The 16,802-nt window shown below is 36.9% G+C and carries 11 protein-coding genes; 6 read left to right on the forward strand and 5 right to left on the reverse strand.

Features of this window, described 5'->3' with window-relative positions:
- Positions 1-195: 195 nt before the first annotated feature.
- Complete coding sequence (locus QNI22_RS14350) at positions 196-1,143, reverse strand: J domain-containing protein (protein ID WP_314511537.1); 948 nt, start codon at positions 1,141-1,143, stop codon at positions 196-198.
- Positions 1,144-1,521: 378 nt separating this feature from the next.
- Between QNI22_RS14350 and QNI22_RS14355 the strand changes: the two genes are divergently transcribed.
- Complete coding sequence (locus QNI22_RS14355; protein ID WP_314511539.1) at positions 1,522-1,860, forward strand: phage holin family protein; 339 nt, start codon at positions 1,522-1,524, stop codon at positions 1,858-1,860.
- Positions 1,861-2,213: 353 nt separating this feature from the next.
- On the forward strand, positions 2,214-2,552 hold the full coding sequence (locus tag QNI22_RS14360) for an avidin-fold protein (protein WP_314511541.1): 339 nt from the start codon (positions 2,214-2,216) through the stop codon (positions 2,550-2,552).
- An 82-nt stretch (positions 2,553-2,634) separates the two neighbouring features.
- Here QNI22_RS14360 and QNI22_RS14365 read toward each other — a convergent pair whose 3' ends face one another.
- Positions 2,635-2,961, reverse strand: coding sequence for a nucleotide pyrophosphohydrolase (locus QNI22_RS14365; RefSeq protein ID WP_314511543.1), 327 nt, complete (start codon positions 2,959-2,961; stop codon positions 2,635-2,637).
- A 402-nt stretch (positions 2,962-3,363) separates the two neighbouring features.
- On the opposite strand from QNI22_RS14365, the gene QNI22_RS14370 reads away from it, so the two are divergent.
- Positions 3,364-4,509, forward strand: a complete 1,146-nt coding sequence (locus QNI22_RS14370; protein WP_314511544.1) for an O-antigen ligase family protein — start codon at positions 3,364-3,366, stop codon at positions 4,507-4,509.
- Positions 4,510-4,554: 45 nt separating this feature from the next.
- On the opposite strand, the gene dtd is transcribed toward QNI22_RS14370, so the two are convergent.
- The 3 genes from dtd to QNI22_RS14385 form a co-directional block, all read right to left on the reverse strand.
- A complete protein-coding gene (gene dtd, locus QNI22_RS14375; RefSeq protein WP_314511546.1) occupies positions 4,555-5,007 on the reverse strand; it encodes a D-aminoacyl-tRNA deacylase in 453 nt (150 codons plus the stop codon).
- Positions 5,008-5,064: 57 nt separating this feature from the next.
- On the reverse strand, positions 5,065-6,648 hold the full coding sequence (locus QNI22_RS14380; RefSeq protein WP_314511548.1) for an NFACT RNA binding domain-containing protein: 1,584 nt from the start codon (positions 6,646-6,648) through the stop codon (positions 5,065-5,067).
- Positions 6,649-6,759: 111 nt separating this feature from the next.
- Entirely contained in the window at positions 6,760-7,530 is a 771-nt protein-coding gene (locus QNI22_RS14385) for a hypothetical protein (RefSeq protein WP_314511550.1), read from the reverse strand.
- A gap of 498 nt (positions 7,531-8,028) precedes the next feature.
- Here QNI22_RS14385 and QNI22_RS14390 point away from each other — a divergent pair, with 498 nt between their 5' ends.
- The 3 genes from QNI22_RS14390 (at position 8,029) to QNI22_RS14400 (ending at position 16,798) form a co-directional block, all read left to right on the forward strand.
- The gene (locus tag QNI22_RS14390; RefSeq protein WP_314511551.1) at positions 8,029-11,268 is read left to right on the forward strand and encodes a SusC/RagA family TonB-linked outer membrane protein; all 3,240 of its coding nucleotides are present in this window, start codon (positions 8,029-8,031) and stop codon (positions 11,266-11,268) included.
- Between the two features lie 63 nt (positions 11,269-11,331).
- Positions 11,332-13,056: a RagB/SusD family nutrient uptake outer membrane protein gene (locus QNI22_RS14395; RefSeq protein WP_314511552.1), complete on the forward strand. Its 1,725-nt coding sequence runs from the start codon at positions 11,332-11,334 to the stop codon at positions 13,054-13,056.
- A 187-nt stretch (positions 13,057-13,243) separates the two neighbouring features.
- Positions 13,244-16,798: a VCBS repeat-containing protein gene (locus QNI22_RS14400; RefSeq protein ID WP_314511553.1), complete on the forward strand. Its 3,555-nt coding sequence runs from the start codon at positions 13,244-13,246 to the stop codon at positions 16,796-16,798.
- The last annotated feature ends 4 nt before the right edge of the window (positions 16,799-16,802 follow it).

The raw sequence follows: 16,802 nt of genomic DNA on the forward strand, positions 1-16,802 counted from the left end.
CTGTCATAGATTCTGTTGATGAAGATAACGAATTTCGTGCCTTCAGATAAAGAAGGAGGGTAGTAAAATTTTCTTATGTAAAAAGAGTTTTCAGTGAGATAAAGCTTATGAAATACAAAAAACGTCCAGCATATCATCTATGCTGGACGTTTGGGTATGATTACTTTCAAGAAGATGGTAGACACAATAGAGGATCTATGTGGTTGCAAATGCCGGATTGCCTAATGCTGCCAATTGTCGGAATAATGCTTTTTCCTGTTCGGACAGATTTTTGGGAATACGAACCTGAATGGTTACATACAAGTCGCCAAATGTACCAGGTGTATTATATACAGGCATTCCCAATCCTTTTAACCGCAACACTTTTCCATGTTCTGTTCCTTCCGGAATGTCAATCTTTATATTGCCTTTTAGTGTTCCTACAGTTGCTTTACCTCCTAATATGGCAGTATATAAGTCAACTGCAATGTCTGTATATAGATCATTCCCTTTTCTGTCAAAATAAGAGTCATCCGCAATGTGTATAGTAATATATAGATCGCCATTCGGTGCTCCATTGGTACCAGGAGCACCTTTGTCCTTCAATTTTATAACCTGCTCGTGTTCAATACCTGGTTTGAGCCTGATGCGCAGTTTCTGATTATTTACATCTACCAGACGTTCAGTGCCTTGGTATGCTTCCTGCAAGGTTAATGTTAAATCAGCCCGATAATCATGCCCTTTGCGTTTACTACTCGTGCGGCCTTTGGCTTCTCCGGGACGTCTGCCAAATAACATCTCAAAAAACTCTGAGAAGGTAGGTTCGTCTGTGCTATATTCATGAAAAGTGCTACCTGTATTGCCACTAAAGTTTCCAAAGTCAAAACCTCCAAAACCTCCTCCTGAAGGTTGACCACCTCCATTGCCATTAGCTTGTGCATGCTTCCAGTTTTCACCAAAGGCATCATACTTTTTACGTTTCTCTACATCACTCAGTACCTCATAGGCTTCTGTTACCTCCTTAAACTTATCCTCTGCCTGCTTATCATCTTTGTTTTTATCCGGATGGTATTTTACAGCCAGTTTTCTGTAGGCTTTTTTTATTTCGTCGGCTGTTGCATTTTTTTCAACACCAAGAGTTTTATAATAATCTTTATAGTCCATAGTTGTGTCTGTTTTCTAGAAAAAATACAAAAGCGTGGCGAAAAGTTCCCGAATTGAATACATTTATCTGTTTATGGTACACTAATATAGTAAGCTTTGGGGAAAAGTGTCTCACTGAAGACAAAGGTACAAATTGAATGTTTACATGAGAAAATATACCTCTTCATAAATGGTTTTATATATTTACTACTTCACTACTTATTGTGATCTTAAATTTATGAATCTAGTCTTTTCCTAATAACCAATGAAAGGGTCGATTATTCAGTACTTATAATGGATATAGAAGAATTATTTGATAAAAGACAGTATACTGATTGCAGATATGGCACGTTAATTTTATATACTAGCGCAACTTTTATTTTATAAACTACTTGACTTATGAACTTACTCATTCGATTAATTGTAGCAACCCTTGCTGTTATAATTAGCTCATGGTTACTACCAGGTGTCCATGTAAATGGAATTGCAACTGCTATCATTGTTGCTATTGTATTAGGATTTTTGAACGCTTTTTTAAAACCTGTACTTACTTTCTTAACTATCCCTATTACCATCATTACTCTTGGTTTGTTCTTATTGGTGATTAACGTAATCATTGTATATATCACAGATGCCTTGATTACAGGATTTCGAGTAGATGGATTTTTATGGGCTTTGATTTTTAGTTTTGTTGTGTCTATTGTTGGTGCTATTTTATCTTCACTTTTCGATGATTAAGCTTTGCTCCAACCTAATTTAATATATTTTAATAGAAAATATGAAGACTCTCCTGAAGGGAGAGTCTTTTTTTGTCCTGACATCCTTGTATGATTTTTTGTCAGTTAATGTTGAATAAACGGCAATTGAAACATAATAGGCTTGAAGAAGGGGGGGGCTATACTATGTTAGTACAGCAAAAAGACATAGAATTTACGATACCAGAACAACGTTGGTAGAAAGTGGTTAGAATGAAAAACCTGATTTCCAAAGGAGTCAGGCTTTTTTATTTTACAGAGAGCTAGTTTATGTATAGATTCTAGTATAGAATGAATATCTTTCTGGTTGAAAGTTAAAATATCTTTTTAATCCCTATGATTAATTATCATAACAAAGTTTTTCGTTCTGTAAACAATACAGATAATGGTGAGGTAAGTGCAGAAACCACTTTTCACTATCAGCAATATGATACTATAGTAACTGCTTCCTATTCAGGAGGAAGTATTGTGACTGGACACCTGATTGCTCTTGTAGATGAAGTAGGACATTTAAATATGCGTTACCACCATGTAAATAATGTAGGAGTACTAATGACAGGAATTTGCCAGTCTATCCCTGAAGTAATGGAAAATGGAAAAATTCGTTTGCACGAAAAATGGCAATGGACAAGTGGTGATTATAGTTCAGGAGAATCTGTAATTGAAGAAATATAACAAATACCTCTGATTATACTTACTACAAAGATATATCAGAGGTATTTGAATTCCGTCGCCTGCTTTGTGTTCTTGGTAAGGACTATTTTAGCTTCTCATTATTTTTATGTCGTTCTGCATCCCGAATTGACTTCTTCTCCATGTTTTTGATTAATGCCTCTGTCAAATCAACCCCTGTTTGATTAGCAAGGCAAATCACTACAAATAAGACATCCGCCAGTTCATCTCCTAGATTTTTGTCTTTGTCTGATGTTTTGAAGGATTGTTCTCCATATTGTCGGGCAATAATCCGGGCTACTTCTCCAACTTCTTCAGTCAGTATAGCCATATTGGTAAGTTCATTAAAATACCGAACACCAGTATTTTTTATCCAGAGATCTACTGTTTTTTGTGCGTCTTTTAAAGTCATAAAAAAATATTTACAAATGTTTGCAACCTTTTTCCTGAAAAACGGGTCATAGGAAGGTGAACTAAGAAAATTACAAATTTATAATTTGTTTATGTGCTGTAATTAAAATCTAGGCATACTTTTTTAGTGCAAATTTTGGCAAAATAAGAAAGTAAAAGTTATATCTTTAATTTTTTTTAGCTGCTTTTGGTATGTTTAAAACTTATTTTTCAACCTAAAATAGTTTGTATGGTACTAGCTTTGAGTGCAATAAAATATGATAAATTGTATTTTTATATACTTTCTATTATTGCTGTAACTTTATGTTATCCTAAAATCATTGCTATTAATAATATTAGCATTATAGTATTAGGTGTTATTTGGATTGTGGAGGGCAATTGGAGAGAAAAAAAACTTCGATTAATGCAAAGTCCTATTATACTACTTGCTGTTTCATTTTTCCTGTTACATGTTATAGGATTATTATATAGTCACAATATTATGAGAGGTCTTCAGACATTGTTAGACTACATACCATTGCTATTATTTCCTTTAGTCTTAGGTTCTATGCCTTCTTTGAAGAAAGAAGACATTTATACTATTGTCTCTCTGTTTATTGCCTCCTGTTTTGTTGCAACTCTTATTTGTGTGCTAACTGCAGTAAATATATCATTATGGGGTAATTTACAAACAAATGATCATTGGTTTTATGATATTTTTACAAGGCCTATTGATTTAAATTCTATATATTTTTCTTTCTTCCTAGGCTTTTGTACTCTTTGTTTAGGTGCTTATCTTTTTGATAATATCCGTGAACTTTCTCTTTTGAAGAGAACAGGTTTGTTTCTATTGATTATCTACTTTCTGGGTGTAATGCTTTTGCTTACATCTCGTACTACGTTGATAACTACTCTTGTATTAGGAGCAATAAATTGCTTGCTATATCTGATAAAGACAGAAGGTAAAAATATGAAGACCCTTGGTTCTCTGATGATTGCTCCTTTACTAGTAGTTATTTTAATTTCTCAGTCGTCATTTCTTATGCAGCGTTTTTCAGATATTAAAAACCTGAATACAAATGCTGTAACTGAAAATGTACACTCTCGCCAAAAAATGAACCTACCATGGTCCAGTAGTTCTGCTGTACGATTTGCCATTTGGGAATCATCATTAGGTGTGATCGAAAACAATTTCTTTACAGGTGTTGGAGTGGGAGATACTCAGGAAGAACTGGTAAAGATGTTTTACAAAAATAATTATGTATTTGAAAATGGATATCAGGGATATAATGCCCACAATCAGTTTTTACAAACAATGATGGCAAGTGGGTTAGTAGGAGTTTTGGTCCTATTAGGAATCTTTATGGTAAGCTTTTTTCTGGCTTGGAGACAGAAAAATTATTTTTATATGACTTTTATTCTATATGTCTTTTTGAATTGTTTGACAGAAGCACTATTACAGAGACAAAAGGGAATTGTGTTTTTTGGTTTTATGAGCTACCTTCTGTTTTTTTATTTCTTTGCTGAACAAGAAGTTAAGACTAAATCCAAGGTAGCCGTCTATGCATGATGCAAGATCAGCGAAAATAGGTTATAATGGATTTTATTTATAGTATCAAGTTCTACTTTTTGAATCTATAACAATCGTAACCGGACCATCGTTAAGCAAACTTACTTTCATGTCTGCTCCAAAGGTGCCTGTTTCGATTGTTTTTTTGATTTCAGTGTTAAGGGATGAGATCATCTTCTCATACAATGGTATAGCTTGTTCAGGTCTAGCTGCATCAATAAAAGAAGGTCTGTTTCCTTTTTTAGTGCTTGCATATAAAGTAAACTGGCTGATAAGCAATATATTTCCATCTACATCCAAAACGGAGAGATTCATTTTTCCTTCCTCATCTCCAAAAATGCGCATGTTTACTATTTTTTTGCTTAACCATTCTATATCTTCTTCTGTATCTGTATGAGTAATTCCCAATAGAATAAGTAAGCCTTTTTCTATTTGTCCTTTTATATGATTGTCAATAGTAACTGATGCACTTGTAACTCTTTGAATAACTGCAATCATGGAAATATGTATTGTTTGTGTAAAGTAATTAATTAGAAAGAAGAATAGTGTGGTTAATTATAATCCGGAGAAATCTGCAGGTTCAACCAAAACAACTTGTTCTTTATCAATGATAACAGCTCCTTCCGGAAGACCTTTCGGTTTCCGAATGTATTTGCGGGGGGTAACTGTAACAGGACAAAGAGTATCATTCTTTCGTTTGGAATAATAAGCCGCTAATTGAGCTGCCTTTTCAATTACTGGCTCCGGAAATTTCTTGCCGGACTGGTATTTAATAATTACATGTGACCCTGTAACATCCTTGGCATGCAACCACAGATCTTCTTTCCATGCATACTCTCGTGTTAGCAGATCATTATTTTTTGCGTTTTTACCAACTAAAATCTCAAATCCTTGATATTCAAACCTTTTAAATAATTCCTGTATAGTAGGAATAGTTGAGGCTGATGCCAAATCGTGATCTTTTACATAATTGCGTAGAACCTTCAAGTTTTGAATGGCACTTATATCAGCCATATACTTCTTAATTTGAGCCATCTCTAATTCTTTCTGAGTAATAGCTTTTTCCAGTATCTCTATTTCAATCTTTTCATTTTTGGCTTTTCTATAATAAGTCTCTGCATTTTTTTGAGCAGAGAATTCTTTTTTTAGCTTTATGCGAATTGTTTGATTATGGTAAAAATCAAATAATTCTACTGCTTCGCTACCAGAAGGGATCTGATGAATATTAGCCATTAGGATATTGGCTAATTGTTCATGACGAGCCTCTGTTTGAATTTGATTTAGCTTTTCATAAGTCTTGGCCAGATAACTTTCTGTCTGCTTCTTTTGCTTGTCTAGCTTGTGTAATACCTGTTGTTTTTCTCTATCGAAAGTACTTTCTCTAGCATATAAGCTATAAAAGCGATTGGCAATCTCCAAAGGGTCTGATGATTCAAACTCTGTATTACCTGTTGGAAATAAAGTAAGTTGGAAACTGCTATTGCCTGTGCTAAGGTGTGCTGGGGAACGCACAACATAAAAAGAAGAAGGATTTTCCAGGTTATATATAAATTGTTGCAAGATTGTCCATTGTTCCTGAGCTGATTTATTAGGAAATTTTTCCTGCTTCAGATAGGCTGCAACTGGTTTTCCTAAAGTTGGATAAACAGTTGCAGGATTTTGTTTGTTTTGAATAAAATCTTCAAATGTAGGGCTGATATCCCGATGCAGCGATTCTGGTGAAAGAGAAAGATCTGCTTCGATATTATTCTGAAATAATTCTATTACCTTATTATCCTGATATAATAATACATTAGAACGATTCCCATGTAGCTTAAACAAAAGTAATAGACCGGAATCTAGCTGAATGGCAAAACTTCGATCATTTTGATACTGAATGATTTTTTCAACAGTTCTCCCTGTTAATTTGGAGAATAGTTCCACTGTATTTTTACGTGCTCTATGAAATTCAGATGGAAAGGTGAGGCAGACAAAACTATTCTTTAAAATAGCTCGGATAAAGAAAAGGTCAGTTTTACTCAAAAAGCTAACCACCAGTTCATCTTTATCCTGACTAAACGCGCTGTCTACTGTGCGTCCGATCAATATAGGTGCCAGTGCAGAAGAAACTTGTTGCAAATAATAATAGTTGTTATGCATGAGCTTACCTATGTTAGTATCTGATGTGTTAGTAAATCAGTTTGATGTTAATGTATATTTCGTTGGTTAATAGGTAGTTACTAGTTGATGTAATAATTTGTAGGATTAAACCTATCTGAATTTTACAATTTTGTTAATATATTGTTCTATCTGAGCTATCGTATTTACTTTCAAAGAAGGGTTTAGGGCAACCTTTCCTAACTCATACCAGAGGTTTTCTCCAATGTCAATATAAGAGCCTTGCAGATGGGGTTCTCTTTTTTCTGCTTTTTCTGAGATATAGGATAATGAAAATATTAATTCCAATAGGTCTTTCATTTCGTCCCAGTTACCTGATTTTTGTTGCATTTTGGCATCATTCAGACGCGTCTGGATAGCTACGCTACGATCTTTAAATTGTATCTTAAGAGAGCAGAAAAGTGTTGATTGTACCGCTATTTTTTTATAGCGTATAAGAAGTGGAGCTTCTTTACCTGAGGTTTCATAAATACCTTGAATAAACTCCTGCAGAAAATACTCCCAATCCCATATCGAATCAGGGCTTCCTTGAAAAAGGACGTTTTTCTGTGTTTTGAAGGTTAATTCCAAAAAAGGATGATCATTATTATCTGTTTTGGTGGATGTACGACTACTTTTTAATAACGTTTCCATGAGTGGTAACCATATTTTGGAGATGTTTCCTTTCCAGGAAAAGTCATCCTGACCTGTAAAACCTTCATCCTCTATATCTTCCTGTGTAAGTCCTTCCCGATTATGGTATACCCATGCAAAATCGATTTTAATATCGTTGGGGCTTACTAATCCCTTGATATGATAGTAATAGCAATAGGGAGGCGGTATAGAAGCCGCTGTTTCATATTTTATTTCAAATTCAGTAATCATAATCGACTTTCCTTAATAACAGGCTGCAAAGGTATTAAAAACCTGATTGGTCTGGAAGTGTCTGTTGTTTATTAACTCTATAGTATAGACCTGAATGTAGATACGTAGAAATATGGCTGTATATATAATATGTAATAGGCTGTTAATCTTGTAATTATATTTTTATAACAAAAGCAGGATGGGAGAACTAATCTATCTGTAAGTTAACAACGTATTATCAATACTGTTTACTTATTCATTTACGGTTTAATTTAATTGTATTCTGAATAATAAAGCTGTATTCGGCCTGTGTCTTAGTTGGCAGAGTATAACACCTTATATGAAGGATATTTTGTAGAAAGAATATTTTTTGAAAAAATATTTTAAATTTTTCTGCAAAAAATTGTATTATTATAATCGTAAACATAAATTTGTACTAGATCAATACACTTTATATACAATTTTGTGAAATTGATCGATAGTAAAAATTCTATATTATAACCCCTAAACAATTTTTCCATGAAACACAATTATCTACGAGCAAGTGTATTGCTCTGCCTGGTATTTCTGTGTTCAGTAGTTGGCGCCTTTGCGCAGACGACTGTAACCGGCAAAGTAACTTCTCAGGAAGACGGCGGAGTACTACCTGGTGTAAGTGTATCTGTAAAAGGAACCACTCGTGGTACAACTACTGACGCTAACGGTAAGTATAGTATCGCTGTAGATGGTCCTACATCCGTTCTGGTTTTTAGTTTTATTGGTTTCACTACTGAAGAAGTATCAGTAGGAAATCGTAGTGTGGTAGATGTACCATTAACTGCTGACTTGCAGGCATTGTCTGAAGTAGTCGTAACTGGTTATACAACGGAAAACAGACGCGAAGTAACAGGTGCTGTTGCTACTGTAAAATCCAAAGACCTTGTTGCTGTACCTTCTGGTAACGTTGAGCAGGCTTTGCAAGGACGTATATCAGGGGTAACTGTTATTACTAATGGACAGCCTGGTACAAATAGTATTGTGCGTTTGCGTGGATTTGGCGCTTTTGGTGGAAATGAGCCACTATATATTGTTGATGGAATTCCTGTTGGTTCTACCGACTTTTTGCAGCCAGATGATATTGAGTCTGTTACAGCATTGAAAGATGCGCCATCTGCTTCTATTTATGGTGCTCGTGCTGCTAACGGTGTAATTATTTACACCACTAAAAAAGGCAAAAAAGGAGATGGTAAGCTACATGTAAGCTATGACGGGGTGTTTGGTGTAACAACTCCTGGAAAAGTAGATAACATACTAAATCCTCAGGAGCAGGCTGACTGGACTTGGAATGCCATTCGTAACACTGCCACACAATTGGGTAAAACTCCTGTTTTTGAAAGTCAGCAGTACGGTAATGGTGCTACTCCTGTTCTTCCTGACTATATCCTGGTTGGTTCCAATACAGGTGTAAGAGGTACAATCAATCTGGAAGAGGAGCGTGCCAAATACAATGTTAATCCGGATAAAGGTTCTATCTATTCTGTAATGAAGGCAAACAAGGCTGGTACTAATTGGTGGGACGCTATTACTCAGAACGCTATACTTAACCGACACACATTAAGTTTTTCTGGAGGTGGTGAAAAAAGCCAGTTTTACTTAAGTTTTGGTATGCAGGATCAGCAGGGTATTATCATTCACCAGAATTTCAAACGGTATAGCTTTCGTATAAATTCTGAACACAATCTATCAAAAAATATACGTATTGGCCAAAACGTTGTAGGTCTTTATATTTCCAGACAAGGATTGATTGGTGGAAACGGTGGTCGTGGTGCATCTGGTGAAGAAACACAGGTATTATCTGCTTTTCGTATGCCTGCTATTATTCCGGTATATGATGAATTTGGTGGATATGCCGGTACACTGGCTGGTGGATTCAACAACCCTCGTAACCCTGTTGCTGAACGGAATAGAGCAGCCGATAACAGAGGATATAATATCGGAGCGATTGGCAATGTGTATGCAGAAGTAGATGTTATTAAAGGATTGACTCTACGCAGTAGTTTTGGAGGTGGAATAAGTGCTGGTTATTATAACTACTATAATCGACCATCTTATGAGAACTCTGAGAACAATAGTACATTCACATATGGTGAAGGTGCAAGTGCCTATAAAAACTGGGTATTTACAAATACTGCAAGATATCAGAATAAATTTGGCGCCCATGGTATCGATGTGTTAGCGGGTGTTGAGGCCTTGAACACTAATAATGGAAGACAATTAGAAGCAAGAGGTCAAAATCCGTTTTCTACAGATATTAATTATATTATACTGCCTAATGTGGGTAACCAGAACGTTAACAGAGATGCTACTTTCTATACATTGGGAGTTAATTTTTATTCACTGTTTGGAAGGGTTCAATATAACTTTAGTGAAAAATATATCCTGAATGGTGTATTGCGTCGTGATGGTTCTTCTCGTTTTGGTGCTAACACCCGTTATGGTGTATTCCCTGCCGTATCTGCTGCATGGCGTATTTCTGCCGAACCTTTCATGAAGGATATCCCTTTTATTTCAGATTTGAAAATAAGAGGTGGATGGGGACAAATGGGTAACTCCAATAACGTAGATCCTTATAACCAGTTTAGCTTATTCGAGTCAAATTTAGGTAGAGCTTATTATGACATAGCTGGTGGAAACGGTGCTCCAGCAGAAGGGTTTTATCGCAGTCGGATAGGTAACCCAAATGCTAAATGGGAAACAAGTACTACTTCAAATATTGGTGTTGATGGAACTTTCCTGGATGGAAAAGTTGAATTGGTTCTTGATGTTTGGAGAAAAGATACCAAAGATCTACTATATACTTTGGAAACTCCTGCTGTGGTTGGTCCTCTGGCAGCAGATCCGGCAATTAACATTGGTAAAATGAGAAACCAAGGGATAGATCTGCAGATCATCAATAGAGGTAATATCGTCTCTGATTTAACTTATGAAGTAAATGTTACAGGTTCCTGGTTAAAGAATGAGGTAATAGCTCTTGCTCCTGGCGTTGATTATTTTGAGCCTTATTCTATGCGGGGTATCACACCTGTTCGAAACCAAATTGGTCAACCAATTTCTGCATTCTTTGGCTATAAAGTGATTGGTCTATTCCAGAATCAGGAAGAAGTGAATTCTGCTCCCTCACAGGATGGAAAAGGTATTGGAAGATTCCGGTATGCAGATATCAATGGAGATAACAAAATTACTCCTGATGACAGAACTCCTCTGGGTAGCCCTGTACCTAAGTTCAATGGGGGACTTAACTTAACTTTAGGCTATAAGAATATTGAATTAGTAGCTTACTTATATGCCGCACTGGGAGCTAAAGTATTTAACCTGTCAAGATGGTATACTGATTTCTATCCATCTTTCAAAGGTGCTGCTATTGGAAATCGGGTAAAAGAATCTTTCACATTTGAGAATGGTGGTAACACTGTGCCTATTTTTGAAGATGCTTCTAATTTAAGTACTAACACTGTTTCCAATTCTTATTATGTAGAATCAGGAAATTATGCCAGATTAACCAACCTACAAATTGCTTACAAATTGCCAGCGACATTGTTAAATCGCTTTGGTATTGAAAGAGCGAAAATATATGTTCAAAGTACCAACTTGTTTACTATAAGCAAATATTCTGGATTAGATCCTGGTGTAGGTGGTGCTGCTGACCAGAACCTGGGAATTGATGTTGGTAACCCTCCTGTAACAAGAGGTTTTAATATTGGACTTAATGTTGGCTTCTAATCGATTGGTTATCCTGTTAAATAAAAGTATGTGATTTCCAATCATCCAAAAAACTGAATCTATATGAGAAAAATATTTAAAAATAAACTTATTTATCTTGCACTGGGTGCCTTATTTCTAGGGCCTGTTGCTTGTAAAGATTCCTTTCTAGATCAACCTGTTACAGGACAAATTACAGATGCTCAGCTAGCCACTCAAAAAGGGTTGGAAGGTTTGCTGGTTGGTGTTTATTCTGTAATGAATGGTCGTGATGCCAGTGCAGCCTGGCATGCAGGTGCTTCTAACTGGATGTGGGGAAGTATTCGGGGAGGAGATGCTAATAAAGGTACAAACTCTGGTGACTTTTCCAGTATGAACCCTGTTGAACGCTTTGAAACAGATCCAAACAATACGGAAGTACTTGGCAAATGGAGAGGTTGTTTTGAAGGAATTGCCCGTGCCAATAAACTTCTTTCTTTAATTCCATTGGCTACTGATGTGGATGAAGCTGTGCTGACTCGGATTACAGGTGAGGCTCGCTTCCTCAGAGGACACTACTATTTTGAGCTAAAGAAAAACTTTAACATGGCTCCTTGGGTAGATGAAACGTTAGATTACTCTACAGGTATAGCTGATGTGAAGAATGATACAGACCTGTGGCCTAATATTCAAGCAGATTTTCAATTTGCTTTTGATAATTTACCTGAAGCGCAGGCACAAGTTGGTAGAGCTAATAAGTGGGCTGCTGGTGCATATTTGGGCAAGTGCCTTCTTTTTCAAGAGAAATTTACTGAGGCAAAAGCAATTCTTGATCAGGTGATTGCTAATGGCAAGACTTCAGATGGTAAAAAGTATGCACTATATCCAAACTTTAATGGATTGTTTCGTTTTGCAAATGAAAACTCTGCTGAATCTGTATTTGCCTATCAGGCAACAGGGAAGGCTCAAAACGTAAATAATTCAAACCAAGACATGGCCATGAATTATCCTTACAACGTTTTGCCTGGTAACTGTTGTGGTTTCTTTGCCCCTAGTTTTGAATTAGCTAGTTCATACCGTACCAATGCATCCGGATTGCCATTACTGGATGGTTCTTATAGATTGCCTGCAAATGAACTAAAGACTGATCAGGGATTAAAGAGCGATGCTCCTTTTACGCCTGATACAGGTCCTGTCGACCCTCGTTTAGATATTACTATAGGTCGCAGAGGTGTTGAATTTCTGGATTGGGGCCCACATGCTGGGTATTCCTGGATACGGGATCAGTCGTATGCTGGACCGTACACACCTAAGAAGTATACTTACGCAAAATCTGAAACTTCAACATTAGATGGTAGTGGCTGGACTCCCGGTTATTTGGCAGTTAACTTCATGATCATTCGCTATGCAGATGTATTGCTAATGGCTGCTGAATGTGAAGTAGAGGTTGGAAGCTTGGAAAAAGCCCGTGAATATGTAAATATGATTCGTGATAGAGCGGCAAATCCTGCTGGATTTGTTGGTGCTACTGTTAACTATCAGATTGAGCCTTATCCTGCATCTGATTTTGATACACAAGCTAAAGCTCGCGAACGGGTTCGGTTTGAACGTAAACTGGAACTTGCACTAGAAGGTCATAGATTCTATGATTTGGTAAGATGGGGTATTGAAGAGGAAACTCTTAATACTTATCTGAATTATGAATCGGCAAAGATTCCATCTCACTTTAATGGTGCTACTTTTACAACAAAACATTCGATATTGCCGATTCCACAGAGAGAAATTGACCTTCAAGGAAAAGATATCCTGACACAAAATCCAGGTTTCTAATAGTTGATATAAGTGAAAATCTCATAAAAGAGATGGTATATATTACCATCTCTTTTTTTCTGTCAGATAAAAAGTCATAAACTTTTTTGTCTCTTTATAAAGTACTATATTATTGTCTGAATAATACAGTTTTTCTTAGCTATTACTTAAAAACAGAAGTGCTTGCAAAGGCCTGTCAGTTGTACTTATGAAAATAGTAGTTTGTATATTTATTGTTTTTGTTGGATTCGTTTCCTGTAAGCAAAACCCTGATACACTTTTCCGACTTGTGCCTGCAGATCAATCAAATATTACTTTTACCAACACAATTACAGAGAGCGACACCATGAATATCTTGGTTCAGGAGTTTATCTATAATGGTGGTGGTGTGGGAGCAGGAGACTTTAATGGAGATGGATTGGTGGATTTGTATTTCAGTGGAAATATGGTACCAAATAAACTCTACATCAATAAGGGAAATTTATCTTTTGAAGATATAACAGAGCAAGCAGGAGTGAATGGTAGTGGAAAGTGGTGTTCAGGTGTAGTTGTGGTAGATATAAACCAGGATGGACGCCAGGATATTTATGTTGGAGCAACAATAAAAGCGGACTCCGCCAGCCGGGCTAACCTACTTTATATCAATCAGGGAAATAATGCTGATGGAGTGCCTACTTTTACAGAAGAGGCTGCCAAATATGGCATTGATGACAAAGGACATACTACTACTGCGGCTTTTTTTGATTATGATAAGGATGGTGATCTGGATTTGTATGTGCTCGAAGATGTAATTAATAAAAATATTCCTACCAACTACCGGAAGAAAGTCACGGATGGTTCTTTTGCCAATAATGACCAGTTGTATCGAAATAATGGCAATGGTACATTTACCAATGTTACCAAACAGGCAGGTATCATCTATGAAGGCTTCGGACTTGGATTGAATATCTCAGATATAAATTTAGATGGTTGGCCGGATATTTATGTAACCAACGATTATATATCTAATGATTTGTTGTATATCAACAACCATGATGGAACATTTACCAATCAGGCCGAGAAATATCTCAAACATACTTGTTACTCTGCTATGGGCAACGATGTGGTGGATATTAATAATGATGGATTGGTAGATATTGTAGCATTGGATATGCTACCAGAAGACAATCTGCGGAAAAAACGAATGATTGGTGCAAATAAATATACCGATTATATTAATAATAAGGAATATGGCTATCTGCACCAATATGTACGAAATGTATTACAGATTAATAATGGAATAACTCCGGATGGGCATCCGACATTCAGTGAAATTGGGCAACTCGCAGGTATTTATCAAACCGATTGGAGCTGGGCGCCTCTGGTAGCTGATTTTGATAATGATGGTAACCGGGATATTATTATTACCAATGGATTTCCCAGAGATGTAACCGACCGCGACTTTGCTATGTATCGTGCTGGTCCGGCAGGAGCAGTGGCTAGTCCGATGATGCTGGTTGATTCTATCCCAATTGCTCGGGTGGCTGATTATGCTTTTCGCAATAATGGCAATCTTCAGTTTGAAGATGTATCAGAGAAATGGGGATTGAAAGTACCTGCTTTCTCTAATGGAGCTGTCTATGCCGATCTGGATAATGATGGTGATCTGGATGTAGTAATTAATAATATCAACGACCCTGCGTTTGTCTACGAGAATCAGTTGAATAAACCCGAAAATAAAGATAAAGCACATTATCTAAGAGTAAAACTGGATGCCGCACCTGGTCGTACTTCTGGTCTGGCTACAAAGATACGTATACTGTATGGAAAGGGTAAACAACAGTTTTACGAACATTCTCCGTATCGTGGGTATACATCTACAGTGGAAAGTGTAGCCCATTTTGGGCTAGGAAACGTTACAACCATAGATTCTCTGGAAGTATTCTGGCCGGATGGTAAGTATCAGTTACTACAAAATGTGTCAGCAGATCAGGTTATTACTGTACACTACAAAGAAGCTGGAAAAGAACTGGTCTTTCAACCCTATCCGAGTAACACTACAATGCCTCTAATGAAAGATGTTACAACGGCATCAGGTATTGTATTTATTCATACAGAAAAAGATAAAATAGATTTTAACGTTCAAAGTACCCTTCCACATAAATTCTCTCAGGATGGTCCCGGGCTTGCAGTCGGAGATATAAACAATGATGGATTGGATGACATATATATTGGTGGAGCGGCTTCTCAGGAGGGAATTGTATATCAGCAAACTTCAGACGGTAAGTTTAACCAGGTAAGTGCAATAACTGAAAAAGGGAAGCAGTCAGAAGATGAAGGTGCTTTGTTTTTTGATGCAGATCAGGATGGCGATCAGGATTTATATGTGGTAAGTGGTAGTTATGAGTTTGCTGCTGATACATTGTCATTAAGACATCGTTTTTACAGGAATGCAGGGAATGGTAAACTCATACCTGATCCGGACGCCTTACCTGTCTTTTATTCAGCAGGCTCCTGTGTTAGAGCTGCAGATTATGATCGGGATGGCGATCTGGATTTATTTGTGGGCGGACGTGTTGTTCCCGGACATTATCCTATTACTCCTGATAGTTATTTGCTAGTGAATGATGGAAAAGGCAAATTTACAGATCAGACAAAGCAAGTGGCTCCGGAATTGAAAAAAGCTGGCTTGATTACAGATGCAATCTGGTCTGATTATGATAATGATGGTTGGGTTGATCTAATTATAGCAGGAGAGTGGATGCCGGTTACATTCTTTAAAACACAGAATGGAAAACTGGTAAAACAGGGCCAAACAGGTGTAGAAAAATCAATAGGTTGGTGGAATAGCCTGGCTGCTGCTGATATAGACAATGATGGAGATATGGACTACATAGCAGGTAATCTGGGGCTAAACTCTAATTACAAATGTTCTCCAGAACTTCCATTTAGTATGTATGCCAATGACTTTGATAATAATGGTAAAATGGACCCGATTCTGGTATGTTATGGAAAAGATGAAACAGGAGAGATACACTCATTCCCAATTCATTCTCGTGATGATCTGGTAACACTGCTTTTACGGGTACGACGTGAGTTTCCTTATTATAATATTTATGGAAAAGCAGATATTAATAAGATTCTGAAAGAAGAAGAACAGAAGAATGCTATTGCTTATCATGCTACCCAGTTTGCTTCCAGTTACCTGGAAAATAAAGGGAATGGAAAGTTTGAACTTCACATCTTACCAATTCAGGCACAGGTGGCTCCTGTCTTTGGAATACAGGCACAGGATATGGATCAGGACGGAAATGCAGATCTGCTTTTGACTGGAAACAACTATGCAGGAGAAACATTTACGGGTCGGTATGATGCTTTTGTTGGACTATATCTGAAAGGAGATGGGAAGGGTGGATTTAAACCTCTTTCTATTCGTCAAAGTAACTTTTTTGTAGATGGAGACGCTAAAGCTTTGGCGCGAATATACACCAGTAAGGGGGATGAGCTATACTTAGCTACCCAAAATCTGGACAGTCTGAAAGTATTTACCTCTGTTAGTAAACCCGCTCAGCAGATTGTGCGGTTACAAGCAATGGATGCCTGGGCTGAGATGATGTTGAAAGATGGAAGAAAACGAAAGGTGGATTTACCCTATGGAGGTTCTTACTTATCACAATCAGCTCGAGTGCTGACGATTCCAGAAGGTGTGTCTGCTGTAAAGATTTATTCCTTTGATGGGAAGTCTCGTGAGATCAGTGAATCCAAAATTGCTGCTCACAAGTAAGTTA

Source organism: Xanthocytophaga agilis, assembly GCF_030068605.1.
GTDB classification, from domain to species: domain Bacteria; phylum Bacteroidota; class Bacteroidia; order Cytophagales; family 172606-1; genus Xanthocytophaga; species Xanthocytophaga agilis.